General features: G+C 32.9%; 14 protein-coding genes and 1 tRNA gene. 4 read left to right on the top strand and 11 right to left on the bottom strand.

The annotated features are described in order from the left end of the window. Positions 1-17: 17 nt before the first annotated feature. Positions 18-1,961 (top strand): ComEC/Rec2 family competence protein, encoded by a 1,944-nt coding sequence (locus ACW5R3_RS03980; protein WP_456578336.1) that lies wholly within the window; start codon positions 18-20, stop codon positions 1,959-1,961. 7 nt (positions 1,962-1,968) lie between these two features. On the opposite strand, the gene ACW5R3_RS03975 is transcribed toward ACW5R3_RS03980, so the two are convergent. The 4 genes from ACW5R3_RS03975 to ACW5R3_RS03960 form a co-directional block, all read right to left on the bottom strand. Then, complete coding sequence (locus tag ACW5R3_RS03975) at positions 1,969-2,517, bottom strand: thioredoxin family protein (protein WP_456578335.1); 549 nt, start codon at positions 2,515-2,517, stop codon at positions 1,969-1,971. A gap of 82 nt (positions 2,518-2,599) precedes the next feature. Then, positions 2,600-4,384 carry a peptide MFS transporter gene (locus ACW5R3_RS03970; protein WP_456578334.1) on the bottom strand — a complete coding sequence of 595 codons (1,785 nt, stop codon included), beginning with the start codon at positions 4,382-4,384 and terminating at the stop codon, positions 2,600-2,602. Between the two features lie 32 nt (positions 4,385-4,416). After that, positions 4,417-5,955 carry a peptide MFS transporter gene (locus ACW5R3_RS03965; RefSeq protein WP_456578333.1) on the bottom strand — a complete coding sequence of 513 codons (1,539 nt, stop codon included), beginning with the start codon at positions 5,953-5,955 and terminating at the stop codon, positions 4,417-4,419. A gap of 35 nt (positions 5,956-5,990) precedes the next feature. Further along, positions 5,991-8,177 (bottom strand): S9 family peptidase, encoded by a 2,187-nt coding sequence (locus tag ACW5R3_RS03960; RefSeq protein ID WP_456578332.1) that lies wholly within the window; start codon positions 8,175-8,177, stop codon positions 5,991-5,993. Between the two features lie 137 nt (positions 8,178-8,314). On the opposite strand from ACW5R3_RS03960, the gene ACW5R3_RS03955 reads away from it, so the two are divergent. Together ACW5R3_RS03955 and ACW5R3_RS03950 are read left to right on the top strand one after the other, a co-directional pair. After that, positions 8,315-9,631, top strand: a complete 1,317-nt coding sequence (locus ACW5R3_RS03955) for a hydroxymethylglutaryl-CoA reductase, degradative (RefSeq protein ID WP_456578331.1) — start codon at positions 8,315-8,317, stop codon at positions 9,629-9,631. 22 nt (positions 9,632-9,653) lie between these two features. Next, the gene (locus ACW5R3_RS03950; RefSeq protein ID WP_456578330.1) at positions 9,654-10,556 is read left to right on the top strand and encodes a GYDIA family GHMP kinase; all 903 of its coding nucleotides are present in this window, start codon (positions 9,654-9,656) and stop codon (positions 10,554-10,556) included. Between the two features lie 72 nt (positions 10,557-10,628). Here ACW5R3_RS03950 and ACW5R3_RS03945 read toward each other — a convergent pair whose 3' ends face one another. The 7 genes from ACW5R3_RS03945 to ACW5R3_RS03915 all read right to left on the bottom strand — a co-directional run bounded on the left by ACW5R3_RS03945 (position 10,629) and on the right by ACW5R3_RS03915 (position 18,430). Continuing rightward, the gene (locus tag ACW5R3_RS03945; RefSeq protein WP_456578329.1) at positions 10,629-12,752 is read right to left on the bottom strand and encodes a peptidylprolyl isomerase; all 2,124 of its coding nucleotides are present in this window, start codon (positions 12,750-12,752) and stop codon (positions 10,629-10,631) included. A 99-nt stretch (positions 12,753-12,851) separates the two neighbouring features. Then, positions 12,852-14,141, bottom strand: coding sequence for a hemolysin family protein (locus ACW5R3_RS03940; RefSeq protein WP_456578328.1), 1,290 nt, complete (start codon positions 14,139-14,141; stop codon positions 12,852-12,854). Positions 14,142-14,144: 3 nt separating this feature from the next. Further along, entirely contained in the window at positions 14,145-14,336 is a 192-nt protein-coding gene (locus tag ACW5R3_RS03935) for a hypothetical protein (protein WP_456578327.1), read from the bottom strand. Between the two features lie 96 nt (positions 14,337-14,432). Then, entirely contained in the window at positions 14,433-14,987 is a 555-nt protein-coding gene (gene lptC / locus ACW5R3_RS03930) for an LPS export ABC transporter periplasmic protein LptC (protein ID WP_456578326.1), read from the bottom strand. Further along, a complete protein-coding gene (locus tag ACW5R3_RS03925) occupies positions 14,987-16,369 on the bottom strand; it encodes a tetratricopeptide repeat protein (RefSeq protein WP_456578325.1) in 1,383 nt (460 codons plus the stop codon). The genes lptC and ACW5R3_RS03925 overlap by 1 nt, the downstream gene beginning before the upstream one ends. A 19-nt stretch (positions 16,370-16,388) precedes the next feature. Beyond that, on the bottom strand, positions 16,389-17,702 hold the full coding sequence (locus ACW5R3_RS03920) for a hypothetical protein (protein ID WP_456578324.1): 1,314 nt from the start codon (positions 17,700-17,702) through the stop codon (positions 16,389-16,391). Continuing rightward, positions 17,699-18,430: a type III pantothenate kinase gene (locus ACW5R3_RS03915; RefSeq protein WP_456578323.1), complete on the bottom strand. Its 732-nt coding sequence runs from the start codon at positions 18,428-18,430 to the stop codon at positions 17,699-17,701. Before ACW5R3_RS03915 ends, ACW5R3_RS03920 begins: the two co-directional genes overlap by 4 nt. A 98-nt stretch (positions 18,431-18,528) precedes the next feature. Here ACW5R3_RS03915 and ACW5R3_RS03910 point away from each other — a divergent pair. Beyond that, positions 18,529-18,604 (top strand) — tRNA-Phe (locus ACW5R3_RS03910). The last annotated feature ends 64 nt before the right edge of the window (positions 18,605-18,668 follow it).

The raw sequence follows: 18,668 nt of genomic DNA, 5'->3' as shown, positions 1-18,668 counted from the left end.
TTTCGCTAAAGCTTTCAATGACTATAAGTGTCATATTTCTACTTGTATTTGTTGCGTTTTACATCCTAAACAAAAACACATTTAAAAAGTATATTGCATTTGGTGCTATAACATATTTAACTGTTATAAGTTTAAGCAACTTAAGCGTTCAAATCAATAATCCCCTATATAACAAAACACATTTCACACATAATTACAATATTAAACACCCCGAATATTCAAGGTTTCAATTACAAATTACTGAGCATTTAAAACCCAACAACTATTATCAGCGATATACAGCAAAATTAGAATACATAAACAATCTTAAAGTATCTGGCAACATACTCTTAACCGTTAACAAAGAGAACCAACAAAAAACATACACTGTAGATGACAAGCTTATCACATACGGTAAATTATCTGCACTTCATGATCCATTAAATCCATATCAGTTTAACTATAAAAGCTATTTAGAAAATCATCAAATTTACGCAGAACTAAAAGCATCACCAGAACAACTAACCGTAATTCCAACAAACAAACAGAGTATTTATGGTTTTGCAGATAATATTAGACGTAACCTAAATAGAAAGCTAGTAAAATATAACTTTTCTGAATCAGAATTAGCCGTTATTAATGCGCTTTTATTAGGGCAAAAGCAAAGCATTAACAAAGATCTATATACTGATTATGTACAGGCAGGAGCTATTCACATATTAGCTATATCCGGATTGCATATTGGGATTATTCTTTTAATCCTTAAGTGGTTACTAAAGCCTTTAATATTAACCAAAAACGGGCACTATATAAAGGCTATCATAATCCTAATTATCTTATGGAGTTATGCTGTAATTGCAGGTTTATCTCCATCTATTTTACGCGCAGTAACCATGTTTAGCTTAATAACTATTGGGATGTATTTAAAACACCTTTCTAACATATATAACACACTCGCTATCTCCGCTTTTTTACTACTTATAATTAACCCACTTTTGCTAATAGAAGTTGGTTTTCAATTAAGTTATTTAGCAGTGATAGGTATTGTTGCTATAAATCCTTTATTATTTAAAGTATTAAAAACACGGTACCGCTTACTAAATAAATTTATAACCCTTATTACTGTTTCGCTTTCTGCTCAATTAGCCATATTACCATTAAGCCTATATTATTTCCATCAATTTCCAGGTTTATTTTTAATAACAAATGTGGTTATCATCCCATTATTAGGGTTCATACTTGGTTACGGTATTCTTGTTTTCTTCATGGCTAGTATAAATATCCCACAAAACATACTAACTGATGGTTTTGGGGATGTCATAAGTTTGATGAATCAATTTTTCAAATGGATAGCACAACATGAACTATTTGTAATAAAAGACATTCCAATGAATTGGCTGTTAACACTAACACTTTATATACTAATATTTTCAGCGACCCAATTTTTCATTAAAAACTCATACAAGCGACTTGTAATAGCGCTCTCTTGCATTGGTTTCTTTCAAATTAGCGTTTTCTTGAATAAACAGTGGCACAGACAAGGAAAAGAATTTATTATTTTTCACAAAAGCAAACACAGTATTATTAGTGAAAAACATGGAAGTAAAGCAGTCATACATCATACTTTAAATTCTGAAAACTTAGATTTTGAATATAACATTTCAAATTATAAAGTAGGTCGATTTATAGATAAGTTAACCTATAAAAATCTACAAAACATCTATAAACACAACAACCAATATCTTTTAATAGTAGATAGTTTAGCTGTATACAAAAACCTTCCTTTTAAACCAGATTATGTAATATTAAGTCAGTCGCCAAAAATTAATTTAAACAGGCTTTTAGACTCTTTAAACCCAAAAGTAATAGTAGCCGATGGTAGCAATTATAAATCCTTTGTAAAGCATTGGAAAGAAACTTGTAAAAAAAGAAAACGCCCTTTTCACTATACAGGCGAAAAGGGCGCTTTTATACTGAAATAAGAAAACCTTAGTTTGAAAATTCAGGTTTAAAATTACTAGCGTAAACTTGAAAATCTTTTTGGGTTTTAAAATTTACATGTTCATTGTTTTTAAACAATTTCAAATACAGCTCTATTTGCTGTGGTGTCTTATATCCCGCAACAGGTGCTAAAAGATTGGCGTCTTCATCCAAATACACAATGGTTGGATAAGCCTGTACACTAAAATAACGCGCCAATTGATGACCAGAATTTCTCCTATTAGCTTTAGCTGGATCATAACCTGGATTACTATATGTTTTCCCGTTAAAGTTTACTGTATCGTTTCCTTCAGCATTAAATTTTACAGCATAGTAATGTTTATTTACATAAGTAGCTACATCTTTATTCTGAAAGGTGTTTCGATCTAACATCTTACAAGGACCACACCAATTTGTGTACATATCTATCATTATCTTTCTAGGCTCCTTTTTTTGAAGTGCCACAGCCTCTTCTAAAGTAATCCAATTAATTTCTTGTGCTATTCCCACTGAGGAGAAGCAAACAATAAGTAATAAACTGTAATATAAATTTCTCATAATCTTTTTGTAGTAATTATTGTTTTTAACTTACAAAAAACACGCCAAAAAAAGGCGTGTTTTATTATTTTTAGATTATTCCTTAACGCACATCATGCATTAATCGTTTTAAAACAGGGTTTAAAACTACAGAAATTAGACCAACACCAATTGGCACTAAAGTAAATATTAAAAAGAATGTACTTAAAGAATATTCGGCTGTAATTTTATCAATCATACCTCCCATTGTACCGGCTGCTTTCTGACCAATTGCAATAGCTAAGTACCAAATACCAAACATAAAACCAATCATTCTAGCTGGTACTAATTTACTTAAATAAGACAATCCTACAGGGGATATACACAATTCCCCCATAGTGTGTAATAAGTAGGCTAAAATTAAGAATACCATACTTACAGATGCTGTTTTAGCACCAGGCTCAATACCAAGTGTACCAAAAACTAACACACCGAAACCTAGTCCTAAAAGCACTAATCCTAACCCATACTTCATTGCTGCACTTGGATTATATTTACTTTCCCACCATTTAGAAAACAATGGAGCTAATGAAATAATAAAGAATGAATTTAAAATACCAAACCATGTAGCTGGCACTTCAGTAGAATCTTTACTGAACTCATTACTTACTTTATAGTAAACAATAAACCAAAGTACAACGAAAGACAAACTAAGTACGATATTTGAAACTGGAATTTTATGAAATGTTTTCTTAAACAATAAAAATAACACCCAGGTAATTATAGCTAGTGGTCCAACAGTAAGAACTAAATCTACAATTTTAAATATCATAGCAGAAGTTCCTGTTAAAGAACGCATGGTATAATCCTTAGCAAAAAGCGTCATAGAGCCTAAAGATTGCTCGAAGGCTGCAAAGAAAAACACGGTAAAAATACCAAATACAGAAACGGCAATAATTTTATCTCTTACAATTTTAGAGTATCTAGATATACGAGTAATTATTAAATATAAAAATAAAACTAAAGCAGTTAAAACCGTAACATTTGAACCGTCCATACCGGCAATTTGAAAATCTAAAAAGTTTACATTTCCAATCTTTGAAATAGGATCGTTGAATAAATATAAAACACCACCTAATGATGACAATACAATCAGCACCATATCAAGTGTAGTAAAAGGGTTTGGTTTCTCAGTTTCTAATACTTCCTGATCGTTAGGCAATGTATCTTCTGTCATATTTAAAGCAGCATCTACTTTAACTTCTTTCACAGGTCTTTCACCAATATTACCAAAGAAATCTTTAGCTAACCAGAATTGAATTAAACCTAATAGCATAAATATACCTGCTAATCCAAATCCATAATGCCATCCTAAGTTTTCTGCTAGATAACCACATAGCATCATACCAAAAAAGGCACCAGCGTTAACACCCATATAATAAATAGTATAAGCTCCATCTTTTTTAGACTCTTTACCTTGATACATTGCTGAAATCATAGAAGTCATATTAGGCTTAAAAAAACCAGTACCGATTATTAATAAAGCTAAACCTAAATATAAAGCCCAAGGCGTATCGATAACCATAGCGGCATGACCTAGCATCATAACAAAACAACCTATAATTACGGCCCACTTGTATCCAGTGTATTTATCCGCTAACCATCCACCTAGAATAGGTGTTAAATATAAAAGCGACCCATAAGTACCTAATAAAGATAAGGCGTTCTCACGCGGCCATTCCCAACCTGGATTATCACTTATAATTGGAGCTGTTAAAAAAAGCACCAAAAGAATACGCATTCCATAGAAAGAAAAACGCTCCCACATTTCGGTAAAAAAGATAATAAATAGTCCTGCTGGGTGACCAATTACCTTGTCTTTAAATAAATTTTCAATATCAGTATTCATAGTATAGTTAGTTAAAAAATATAAAGTTTTTTTTAGTGCACGTTACCCATTAATTTTTTCATTAAAGGAGAGAATAATAAAACAATAGCACCTGCTCCTAAAGCATATAAAGAAATTAAATGGAATCCGTTTGTATAAATTTCAAGCGTTTGTAAACCTCCTACGTGAACATCAGTACTTTCAACGGCTAATTCTTCAGAAATAAAACCTACAATTTGAAATGCAAATGCTGAGGAAAGAAACCAAATCCCCATCATAAAGGTTACGATACGATTCGGAGATAAATCAGTAATTTTAGATAATCCAACTGGCGACATAAACAATTCACCTATTGAAATAATAACATACATAATAAACAAGTATGCGAATGGCACCATACCATTTTCATCTGCACTAGCACCACTTATAGAAAGCACATAAAAACTGGCTCCCGCCAATAGTAAACCAAAACCAAACTTATACGGAGTCCTTGGATTTAGATTATTTTTAGATAAATACGCCCAAAGAAGCGATACAGGTATAGATAATACAATAATTACTAAGGAATTTAATGAGTTTGTTTGACTCGCATTCATAATACCATCTAGAGCCACATTTCTATCAGCAAATAAGGTGATAACACTACCTGACAATTCATGAAAACCCCAAAATAGGGTCATAAAAAATGTAATTAAAACGGCCATAATAAGCTTTTTACGCTCACTAGTATTCGCTTTATAAATGATATAGGCCATAAAAACAAGTACACCAACACCAATAGCTTTAAATAATACATTCACTATATTTTGCCCTTCAAACATTGAACCTTGACCGCCAAGATCCTGATAAGCAGATAACATATAAGCAACAAGAGGTACAGATAACACAGCTACCAATGGTACAAGCGTTTTTTGAGGGATACCAGCTACCTTTTTTTCGTAAACAGCTTCACTTGGCGGTAATCCTCTATTACCAAACACATTCTTTTTAATACCACTCCAGAAGAATAATAAACCTGCAAGCATACCTATTCCTGCCAATCCAAAGCCATAATGCCAACCGTAAGTTTGTCCTAACCAACCACAAATAAGTGGTGCAGCAAAACCTCCAATATTAATACCCATATAAAATATTGTAAATCCAGAGTCTTTTCGGCGATCGCCATCCTCATAAAGAGAACCTACAAATGTTGAAATATTTGGTTTAAAAAACCCATTTCCAACCACAATACAGGCCAAAGCTACAAAGAAGGCTATATTATGCTCTATAGCCAATATAAAATGCCCTAAAGACATAAGGATTCCTCCTAAGAAAATAGAGCTACGCATACCTAAAATCTTATCAGAAATACGTCCCCCAATAACGGTAGACGCATAAACCAAAGATCCATAAGAGGCGTAAACAGCTGCAGAAGCAGTATCACGTTCAGCTAAGGCGGCAAAAATTTCATTTACCATGTATAGCATTAACAATGCACGCATACCATAGAAACTAAAGCGTTCCCATAGCTCGGCAAAAAATAAATAAAACAATCCTTTAGGATGACCGAATAACTGCGGCTCTCCAGATTCTGTTAATACTGATTTAGACATGATTTTAGTTTGTTAGTTAGAATTTTGTATTCGAATTATAGTTTATCGCCCAAAGTACGATCTATAAAATTCGACATTTTTTTGTATAAATGTAAACGTGTATTTCCACCATAAATACCGTGATCTTTATCTGGGTAAATCATCCATTCAAACTGCTTATCAGCTTGAATTAAGGCTTCAACCATACGCATGGTATTTTGAACATGCACATTATCATCACCTGTTCCATGAATTAATAAGAAATCACCTTTTAATTTATCTACATGGTTTATTGGAGAGTTTTCATCATAACCACTTGCATTTTCTTGAGGTGTAGTCATATAACGTTCTGTATAAATAGAATCGTAAAAACGCCAGCTTGTTACAGGAGCAACTGCTATTGCCATTTTAAATACATCATTTCCTTTAAACAATGCATTACTACTCATAAAGCCACCATAGCTCCAACCCCAAATACCTATACGTGTCTCATCAATATAAGATTCTGAACCTAATTTTCTAGCAGCAGCTATTTGATCTTCAACTTCATATTTCCCAAGCTCTTTTTGTGTTGACTTTTTAAATTTAGCACCTTTAAACCCAGTACCTCTTCCATCAACGCATACAACCACATAGCCTTTTTGAGCTAAATATTGATACCAATAATCGTTTGAACTATTCCAATTATTAGAAACACTTTGCGACCCTGGTCCTGAATATTGAAACATAAATAAAGGATATGACTTATTTGGGTCAAAATCTGCAGGTTTAATTTCCCACATATTCAAATCATTTCCGTTAACTGAAATAGTAGAAAACTCTTTTTCAGAAATGGTATAATTCTCCAACTTTTTTTGAAGCGCTGAATTATCTTTTATTAACTTAATTTGCTTACCGTTTTTAGCATTATTTAAGCTATAAACAGGAGGCGTTGTAGCACTTGAAAACGTATTAATAAAATATGAGAAATCGGCACTAAAAGCTGCATTATTAGTTCCATTATCATTTGCTAAAGCCAACTTATCTCTACCATTTAGTTTTATAGCGTAAACAGCTCTGTTTATAGATCCATTTTCAGTGGATTGGTAAAAAATTCTGTTTTTCTTTTCATCATAACCATAGTAGTTGGTTACTTCCCAATTGCCTTTCGTTACTTGATTTATTAACTGCCCTGTCTCATCGTAATGATAAATATGATTAAAACCATCTTTCTCGCTAGTCCAAATAAAACTATTATCTTCTAAAAAAGTAAGATTATCAGTAACATCTACATAAGCTTCATCTACATCTTGCAACACTAAATCGGCTGTATTGTTTTGTGCATTTACAAACCATAAATCTAATTCATTTTGATGTCTGTTCATGTATTGTGCACTTAACACATCGGGATTATTAGTCCATTTAATTCGTGGGATATAAAAATCTGAATACGTTTTATCTACATTAACTTCTGAAGACGTTGCGGCATTTAAATCGAAAATATGTAAAGAAACTACAGCATTGGCTTCACCTGCTTTTGGATATTTGAACACGTGTTGTGTTTGATATAAATCTTGACCATAAACATCCATAGAAAATTCAGGTACTGCTGTTTCATCAAAACGGATGAAGGCTATTTTATTACTAGCTGCATTCCATTCGAAAGCACGAACAAACCCAAATTCTTCTTCATATACCCAATCAGTAATACCATTTATGATTTTATTTTTCTCGCCATCAAAAGTAATCTGTTGCGTATCACCCGTTTTTAAATCTTTTACAAATAAATTATTACGGTAGCCGTAAGCTAATTTAGTACCATCTGGAGAAAAAGTTGGTTCTTGAATTTTTTCAGCAGCAACACGCTCTAAACTCTTTGTTTGGGTATCGTAAACAAAATAAGTCCCTAAAGTTGAACGTCTGAAAATAGACTCAACCTCTGTTGCCAATAAAATTTGACGCTCATCGTTACTAAAAGTATAATTTGTAAAGTAAGGAACAGCTTCTAAATTGGAGGAGTTAACAAGCGTATTAACTTTTTTTAATGTTTTGTAATCGTAAACATCAATTGAAGTAGATCTTGATTGACGATCAAAATTTAAAACAGAATATTGCTGTCCATTTTTCATAGAATGCAAAGCATCCATACGCTCTGTTCTAAAGGTCCCTGACCATATCTCTTCAAGTGAAATTTTACTATTTTGAGCCGTTGTAAATAGACTCGATATAAAGCAAATTAATAGAAGTTGTTTTGTTAATTTCATTAAAAATCTAATTAAAAATAAAAGTATGCCAAGTTTACTAAAAATAATGCAAAAAACCGTAATTATTAACAGTTAAATGCCCATTATTAACAGAACTCACACAATAATAGTATCTTTACATTTTCAATAAAACCCGAATGAATACATCTATATCAGGCTTCTCAAAATTATCTAAATCTCAGAAAATAGACTGGATTGTTAAAACCTATTTTAACAATAAAAAAGACGCTGAGAAAATCATTAAACAATATTGGAATTCAGACAGCAAGCTACAACAGCTTCATGACGAATTCATTGAAAACACAATAACCAATTATTATTTACCATTAGGAGTTGCGCCAAATTTTTTAATTAATGGTAAAATGCATACTATTCCCATGGCTATTGAGGAAAGTTCGGTAGTTGCTGCAGCAAGTAAGGCCGCTAAGTTTTGGCTGGATCGTGGTGGATTTAAAACCGAGGTCATTTCAACAACAAAAATTGGGCAGGTACATTTTATGTTTAATGGTGAGTCGGAAACTTTAACAGCTTTTTTTAAGCATATTAAGTCACAACTTATCATAGATGCACAGCCAATCACCCATAACATGGAAAAACGCGGCGGTGGTATTTTAGATATTGAACTTCGTAATAAAACAACTGACTTAGATAACTATTACCAATTGCACGCCACGTTCGAGACACTTGATGCAATGGGAGCTAATTTTATTAATTCTTGTTTAGAACAATTTGCAACCACTTTAAAGAACGAAGCGCTTAAATACCCACATTTCTCAGATAATGAGAAACATATTGAAGTGGTTATGAGTATCCTTTCTAATTATGTACCAAACTGTCTTGTAAAAGCCGAAGTATCTTGCCCAATTAGCGAGTTAAGCGACTCTAAATCTATAGACCCCAAAGCATTTGCAGAGAAATTCATTCAAGCCGTTAACATTGCCCAAATAGAACCTTACAGAGCTGTAACACACAACAAAGGCATTATGAACGGAATTGATGCTGTAGTACTCGCTACTGGTAATGATTTTCGTGCCGTAGAAGCCGGAGTGCATGCTTATGCTTCAAAAGATGGAAAATATAGGAGTTTAACCCATGCCAAGCTAGAAGGAGATATTTTTAAATTCTGGATTGAAATACCATTAGCACTTGGTACCGTTGGTGGCTTAACGGGTTTACACCCTTTAGTAAAACTAGCTTTAGAGCTATTAGATAAACCAACCGCTAAAGAGCTTATGCAAATAACGGCTGTAGCAGGCTTAGCACAAAATTTTGCAGCTTTAAAATCACTTACAACAACAGGTATACAAGAAGGGCACATGAAAATGCACCTTATGAATATCCTTAACCAGTTTCAAGCAACACCTGAAGAGAAAGTTAAAATAGTTGAGCATTTTAAAACGCATACTGTAACACACCACGCCGTTGTAGAAGCTATTGAGCAGTTAAGAAAATAGCTTTAAACTTAAAAAGACCTGTATGACACAATTTTACAGTAACGGAAAATTATTACTTACCGGAGAATATGTTGTTTTAGATGGTGCTAAGGCATTAGCTGTACCTACTAAATATGGACAATATTTAACTATAGAAACAACTTCCAGTAACCATATTGTTTGGACAAGCTTAGATGAACAGTCTGCAATTTGGTTTGAAACTGATTTAGAAATTTCGAACGAAGGCATAAGCAGCCAAAAAAAAGACTGCCCTGTAACAAAGCGACTGATTCAAATTTTTAATGCTGTTGAAAAATTAAAACCCGGATTTATAAAACCTGGGTTAAAACTGACCAGCAAGCTAACCTTTCCAAGAAATTGGGGGTTAGGTTCGTCATCTACCCTACTTAATAACATTGCTACTTGGGCTGAAATTAACCCTTACACACTACTAGAAGCAACGTTTGGCGGAAGCGGTTATGATATAGCCTGCGCTTCAAATAACACAGCTATAACCTATAGCCTAGAAAATCAAGTAAGCTTAGTTAATCCGGTAACATTTAATCCTATTTTTAAGGATAAACTGTATTTTATTTACTTAAACAAAAAACAAGATAGTCGAGAAGGTATTGCAACCTACAGAAATACTGTAAAAAACAACCTTTCTGCTATTTCAGAAATAAATCAAATCACCGATGCTATCGTTTCATGTAAAGAACTAAGCAACTTTAATAGCTTACTAGCATCACATGAAACCATAATAGCAGACCTAACTAAACAAACACCAGTTAAAACGCGTCTATTTTCTGATTACACCGGCGCCATTAAAAGTTTAGGTGCTTGGGGCGGCGATTTTATATTAGCTTCTGCAACAGAAAACACAATACCCTATTTTAAAGAAAAAGGCTATAATACAATCCTAAAATATGAAGATATAATTCTTTAATTAATAGGTATAAAAAAAGGCTTTACAAATTGTAAAGCCTTTTTTAAAATAATAATTTAAGTACTAACTTAATTATTGAACTGTTTTAGCACGGTTATCATCTATTTCAGCAACTTCTTTTAACGCTGTATATAATTGAGAATTAACAGCATTTACTTTAGTAGCCTGAACTTGATTAGCAAAACCTTGGTAGTTATCTAATTCAACAGCCGGTGTTATTTTCTCAACACGGATCATATAAACACCTTTATCACCTTCAATAAGTTTAGACGTTTCACCAGCTTTCATACCAAATGCATAACCTACAACTTTAGGTTCATTACCAGCACCTGATATCGTTGGGTTCTTCATGTTAACTGCTAACGCTGAACGTACACTTGTATTTTCTGATGAAGCAACTTCTTCTAGAGTAGTACCTGAAATACGACTCTTGATTAATTCTGCTTTTTTCTCTTTACGTATAGCTGGTAAAGCTGTTACAGAAGCATCTTCTGTATTCATCATTCCGGCTTTATTTTTAGCTACTAACTGAACAATAGCATAACCACCAGGAACATTAAAACGCTTATAATCGCCTATTTCTGTAGCTTCTTCAAAAGCCCAACGTGTAATAGCTCTTTGGTTTCCTAAACCAGGAATATTTTCATCTAAAGCTTTTACAGTATTAACAGGACGCGCTACATAATTACTCTCTTTAGCTAACGCTACGAAATCAGTATCATCTAAACCAATCTCAAAGTTTGAAGCTTCTCTAAACACATTATTAACTGTTTGTTCTGAAGGTTCAATTTTACGAGCTATAGTTCCAATTTTAATAGCACGCTCTTTATTTTTCTGACCTAAAATTTCAATTACGTGGAATCCAAATTCAGATTTAACAACACCTATAGTTCCGTTTTCGTTTTCAAAAGCGAAATCTCTAAAAGCAGGAACCATTGCGTTATAAGTAAACCAATCTAAAACACCTTCTTTTTCATTACTTACTGTATCAACAGAAAAATCTAATAAAGAAACAAATTTACTGTTATCTGCTTTGATAACATTCATTAAACTATCGGCTGTTGTTTTAGCTTGTGCTTCTGTTTGTGTTGTAGTAGCAGATTGTGAACGAGAACCAACATATGGAATTAATATATGTCTCGCTTTTACTGAATCTGGAATTTGAGCTACGGCAACAACTTTCGTTAACTTAACAAAACCATTATCCTTGTAAGGTCCGTAAACATCTCCTGCATTTAAGTTGAAAATCGTATCAGCTACTGCATTTGGTAATGCTGTTTTCTTAATAAAACGATTATCAAATTTAACATCTGAATTCGCTACAAAGTTGATGTAGTTTTCATTGTTTGATACTTTAGAAAAAGCAGGAATAGTATCCGTTCTCCCATTTACATACTCAGCTTGCTCTGTTTTATACTTAGCAATTTCATTCTCTAATGCTTTTTCATCTTCAACAGATGCTACTTCTTTAAACTGTACATATTGTAAGTCTCTAGACTCTTCAACTTCATACTGCTTTTTATGAGCAGTCATATAACTTTTAATTTCTGACTCAGAAACTTTAATTGTACTATCTGCTATTGAAGAATAAGGTACTTGTACAAATTTAATATCGGCATTTTCGCCTTCTAATTTATGAGCTAACTTACCTTCTGCAATTGTACCAATCATACCAGCTTTAACCATGTTAAAGTAGTTTTGTTGTAAAGCAGATGCTCCAATTGATTGTTCGTAATCAACCCATTGCTGATAAGCAACTGCTGATGTTGCTTTTAAATTAGCAATATATTCTGTTAGTTTATTTTCGTCAAAAAGACCTGCAGCATTTTGAAAATCAGGGTTGGTTGCTAAATTAGTACGTAATATATCACGCATCTGATCTCTTTCAACTGTAATACCTAATGCTTCAAATTGTGTTTCCAACACAGCATTACGCACTTCTTGTTCAAACACACGGTTCATAACTTGTGTTTGTGTTGCTTGACCTCCCATTTGTCTCGTTGCGTTTTCAACTTTTTGCATAAAGTCTACACGTGTAATTTCTTTACCATTAATAGTAGCAACTACATTTTGAGATTTTGCCGAAAGGGCATCACTGTTTCTAAATAAATCAGATAATACAAAAGCAAATAATGCTAATGCAATGATTAATATTAGGAAAAGTGAGCGTTGTCTAATTTTATTTAAAACTGCCATTTGTTATTTAAATTTTTTACAATATAGTGCGCGAAAATACCATTTTCTATTTAATAATAAAAGTAGAACTTCGCATTAATTATTTTAATTGTCAGAAAATTAGTCTTCTTCTAAAATTTTAAGTTGAATCAGATCTATTTTTGTTGTAGAAACTTCTAAAATGGTAAACTGAAAATTAGCAATTACAACCACTTCATCGTGTTCTGGAATACCTTCTGTATGATCTACAATTAAACCACCTAATGTTTCATAGTTTTCACTTTCGGGCAGGTTTATTTTATAGGTTTCATTTAGATAATCTACTTCCAGTCTAGCGGAAAAAACATAATGTTTATCATCTCGTTTTTCTTCTTTTAAAACAACCGTATCATGTTCGTCTTCAATTTCACCAAAAAGCTCTTCTACAATGTCTTCTACGGTCATTATACCAGATGTCCCGCCATATTCATCTAAAACTACAGCTATACTTTTACGCTTTTTAATTAAGGCATTTAATACATCCTTTATAAGCATCGTTTCTGGAACAAACTCAACAGGCCTTATAATAGACTTAAGTGTTTTAGGTTTTTTAAACAACTCAAAAGAGTGTACATAGCCTAAAATCTCATCTATATTATCTTGAAATACTAATATCTTTGAAATACCTGTTTCTGTAAATTTTCCATTAATAAATTTTAAAGACTCCTGAACATCAACCGCTATAATCTCTGTTCTTGGAACCATAACTTCGCGTGCCTTAACCTCTGAAAATTCTAAGGCATTTTGAAATATTTGAATTTCAGTATCCATATCGTCGTTAGGCTCAGACGATTCTATTTGCTCACTTATATAATGACCGAGTTCTATTTTAGTAAACGCCAATTGCACTTGGTCGCCTTCTGTTTTAAAGAATTTCTTAAGAACAAAATCGGTTATCCAAATAATAAAATCAGACACCCACGAAAACAATAAATAAAACAGGTACGCTGGTATAGCTAATATTTTAAGTAACGAATTAGCATAAATTTGAAAGAATACTTTTGGTAAAAACTCGGCTGTTATTAGTATAACTAAAGTAGATATGACCGTTTGTGTTAAAAGACTAAAATCGTTTAACAAGTAGTTTACCACAGCATAGGACGATGGTAATATAGATTGAAACCACGCTACCAGTAAGTCTCCCATAAAAAAACCATAAACAACCAAAGCTATATTATTACCAATAAGCATGGTAGCAATAAACTTTGAGGGTTTTACCGTTAATTTTGATAAAACTTTAGCCAATAAGCCACTTTGTTTTTTCTCAATTTCTATATGTATTTTATTGGAAGACACATAGGCTATTTCCATACCTGAGAAAAAAGCAGAAAGGATTAAGGATGAAATTATAATAATGACATCTAGGTTCATAGGCTATTTTTGGTCTCTATCCTGGAACTTCTTGTTAAATTTCATTCTAAAGAAAAACATAAAAATAGCTGTTGCTGCTAAAATTAAGGATAGATAATCGATAATTTCGGTTTCCATGTATTTTTCTACAGCTACATAAATGAATAGTGCTGCAAAAACTAAATAGGCATACTGAAAAAACTTAAAGACTTTCATCTTGACTTTTTTAAATTAATATTGAAACAAAGGTAAATAAAAAAACCTCATGCCATTAGTATTCATGAGGTTTCCATTTTATTATTATATTATAGTCTATTCTTCTACCGTAATCAAACCGTCTATTTCTAACACTTGTGCTTTGGTAAATTTGGCATCGGAATCAAAACCTTTACCATTTATAATGTCGTTACCTCTTCTAAATGTTACGGGTTTGTTTGTAAAAAGCCACTCCCGTTTTTGGTCGTAGTATAATTGCTCTGCAAATAAAGTATCATTCTCTGAGGATGCTAAAACGACGTTACCTTGCATATCTATCAAATCTGTTTGATCATAAACAATAGCATAATCGGCAGTTATAGTACTTTTTTTATTTTGATCGTCAAACAAGTCTAATTCTACAGAATTTGGAAACTCCGAATAAGGGAAATCTCTATTCGAAAAATCCAGCATTTTAGGACTTCTTAGATTTGCTGTAACGCGACCAGAGTCGGTATATTTGAGGTTTAAATTTTCGGCAACACCAATTGGTGCGTTTTCAGAAACACCAATCTTTTTTACTTCCTCAAAATTATTTTTACAAGAAAAAACCATAGTCAATGCAACAACACTGACTATGGTTCTTTTTATATGGATTGCATTTATAATCATTAGATTGAAGGCACTGTAACAGATCGTCCTATCCAACATCCAACACTTATTTTCTGACCTTGTTTTCCTGATTGGAAAATTTCAGTTTTACTAGGCGCTTTACCTCTATAGCTTGCTGCAGTTTGAGCGGCTGTCTTTTTTAAAGTAGGATCTACACGACCTGCTTTTTCAGCTTCATTTGCTGCCAACCAGAAAACGGCACGCTTGTTAAAGTTACTATCACCACAATCGTTAGCACTTGCATTATACATAGCTGCAATACGTAAATGTGGACGACCGTTAGATGGGTTTAACTGTAAAGATTTCATGTAGTAGCTACGAGCACTTCCGTAACGACCTTTAGCTTTAAGCTTATCTCCAATACGCTCATTAAGTCTTGCTTTTTTGAAATTATCCGTTTCTAAGCTTACAGCTTGCTCATAGAACTCTAAAGCTTCGTTTGTTTTACCTTCTTTATCTTTTAAGATACCTAAGTAGTAAGCTGAATTAGCCGAAGGACTAAGTGTATGATAAGCATTTACTAACTTAAAGAACATTGGATCATCAGTACAGTCTTTTTCAGACATTTTTCCAGCTGCACGCTGTAACCATTGTGCATCATCTTTATGATCTTCAAACCCTTTTTCGTAAAGAGGTATTAAGTTTTCACAATTTGCACGATCACCTAATTTTTTATCTACAGCACTAGATACTTGATCGTATGCTTTTAGATAACTCTCGTAAGATCTTTGGTATCTAGCTTCTTTTTTTGTTAAAGCAGTACCGGCCTCTTCTTTTTCAATGATAACATTTAATTTCTCAGAGTAATTTCCAATTTCAGTTTGGATCTTTTCGGAAACATCATCGTACTTGTTAAATAATTCACCAGCAGATTTAGATTCAGCATCATATAAATCTACTATTAATGAAAAGTAAGTATATAATGATTTTGGATTTGTAAAATTTTTCTCATCAGCTACAAAGGCTGCATCAAAACAGTTATATAATTCTATATCTGACAAACCTAAAGCAGCTCTATTATCGTATTGTAATTGGCAAGACTTTGTTTGAAATTCACCAACTGGTGTATCGTTTGGGAAATTAGCTTGACGTTCTTGATATAATTTAATTAAATCGTTTATATAAGTAACCTGTTCAGCACCTGTAGATTTATCAATTTTATGTTCTAAAATATCTTCTCCTTGACTATAAATTGCTTTATGCAGTTTAGGGCAGTTTGTTCTTACAAACATCCATGGCTCATAAGCAGCATCATAGTTTTTTGCTTTTGCATATTCTGAGAATATAGACAATTTCGTCATACATTCTTCATTTTGTTGTGCATTGACAACTTGAAATCCTAAAAATAGCATTACAGCTAATAATGTGATTTTCGTCTTCATAGTATTCATCATAAGTGTGTTAATCATATCTCTTTTTCTGGAACCATCTATCATTTAAAGATAAACTCAAACTAAAGCTAAAAAAATTCTCTTGTATTAAATTACTTTCTGTTGTACCGCGCTTACCAAACTCAAATCCTAAGTTAGCATTGGAGAAGAAATTCGTTCCTACTGGTAACCCCACTCCAAAAGATATGCCAAACTCATCAATAGAGGTATCGTTAATATTTAAACCGGTTGTTTCATAGCGGAAACCTGCACGATAAACCACACGTGAGAAATAGCTAGAAAATGAGTTGTATTTAGGTATTATAAATCCACCAATTGAATAGGTAGAACTGTTTGAATACGATACACCGGTATCACCATATAATTCGTTTTTAAAATCTTCTGTATTTTGAAAAGTATACTCAGCACCGACAAACCAAATTCTTGGTTGCCCAATACCTGCTCCTAATGAGTATTTACTGGGAATTGTAAAATTTGTTTCATGTAGCCCCTGAGCTATTAAATCGGCTTCAATTTCATCAACAGGCACTTCTATACCTGTACTTTCATTGAATATTACAGAACCGAATGCACGCTGATTTCTTGATTTAAGTTTTGTTTCTGGTGTATAAGTAAATCCTGATTGAAGTTCAATATCGTCCGTAATCATGGCCTTATAGGTTAATCCTAAATTAACACCAATACCACTTAAATCAGATCTATTAGTTTCACGCGATTGGTATTGTAAAGCAGAGCCATCTGAAGGGTCGTAATCAAAAACCAATGTGCTATTTTGAATATTTCCAAAGTTATAATTTACATCAACACCTACACTAAAGTTCTTATTAATGTAATAACCGGCCGACAAGTAGGTTCTATTCACACCACCTTCTCCTCTAAAACGCTCGTTTATGGTTTCATCGTCATTTAAAGTTTCTAATTTATACCCTACCGATGTGTAAGGAATTAAACCAAAACCAACACCTAAGCGTCCTAATGGAATTGCTAATGACAAGTAATCGAAAGTCGATGATTTTAGGTTATCATCACCCGAATTACTCTGAAGTCCTAGTCGGGTATGAGATCCAGCTACCGAGAATATAACGGGTCTATTTTCATTTCCATAAACAGCTAGATTACTACCTCCATATGATGCTGGGTTTCGTAAATTTAGATGAATACTATCTGTATAAATACTTAAACCACCCATACTTCGGTTTTCTACAGTACCTTTAAACTTTAAGCTCCCTATTCCGTAAAACGAATACGGGGATGCCGTTCCATCTTGCGCATAACTTTTAATTGCAAATACAGCAATAAAAACTAATACCAGTTTTTTAATCATTCGTTTGAATTATATTGTAAAATGTGGTTTAAACCCTCTAATAAGAAATTATAATGGGCAAATATGCTACTTTTTAATTGTTTAGACAAAAAATTAGCGTCTCCTCCTGTTAAAATAATTGTTAAATCTGAATATTTAGATTGATATCCCTGAATAACACCGTCTATTTCACATACCACACCGTTTATTACTCCTGCATGAATAGCTGATTTCGTAGTATTTCCTATTAGACCTTCAGGCACTTCTTTTTCTAATAACGGTAAATTAGCCGTAAAATTATTTAACGAACTATAGCGTAATCTAATTCCGGGTGAAATGGCACCACCGAGATAATGCGAGTCAGAAGACACAAAATCATAAGTAATACAGGTGCCAGCATCTATAATTAACGCATTATTTGCTGGATAGTTTTTTACAGCCGCTGCTGCCAAAGCAATTCTATCCACCCCTAATGTACTTGGGGTTTTATAATTATTTATAAATGGCAATTGCAACTGACTATTTAATACCATCACATTTAGACGTTTTTTAGTATAATCTAATTGCTTTTCCGAGAGCAACCCCACCGATGAGAGTATGGTTTTTTGAATATTTGGATACTTTTCACAAAGTTTATCAATTTTTTTTTCAAAATCTTCAAGAGCAGTTATCATTTTCTCTAAAATTCTATCCTCCTGAAAAACAGCCAATTTCACCGAAGTATTTCCAATATCTATAATTAAATTCATCCTTTATTTTAAAAACACAAAGCTACAAAACGATTTTTTATAAAATTTCTTTTGGTGAATAATAAAAACGGCTTATATTTGCAACCGCAATTAGCACTGGTGCCTTAGCTCAGTTGGTAGAGCAAAGGACTGAAAATCCTTGTGTCCCTGGTTCGATTCCTGGAGGCACCACCAAAAAACCCCATAAACGTAATGTTTATGGGGTTTTTACTTTTTAAGGGGACAACATTAGGGACAA

It is taken from the genome of Algorimicrobium bowmanii, assembly GCF_054031195.1.
Note: the sequence above shows the minus strand (reverse complement) of the source record. Positions and strands in the feature narration are given on the sequence as shown.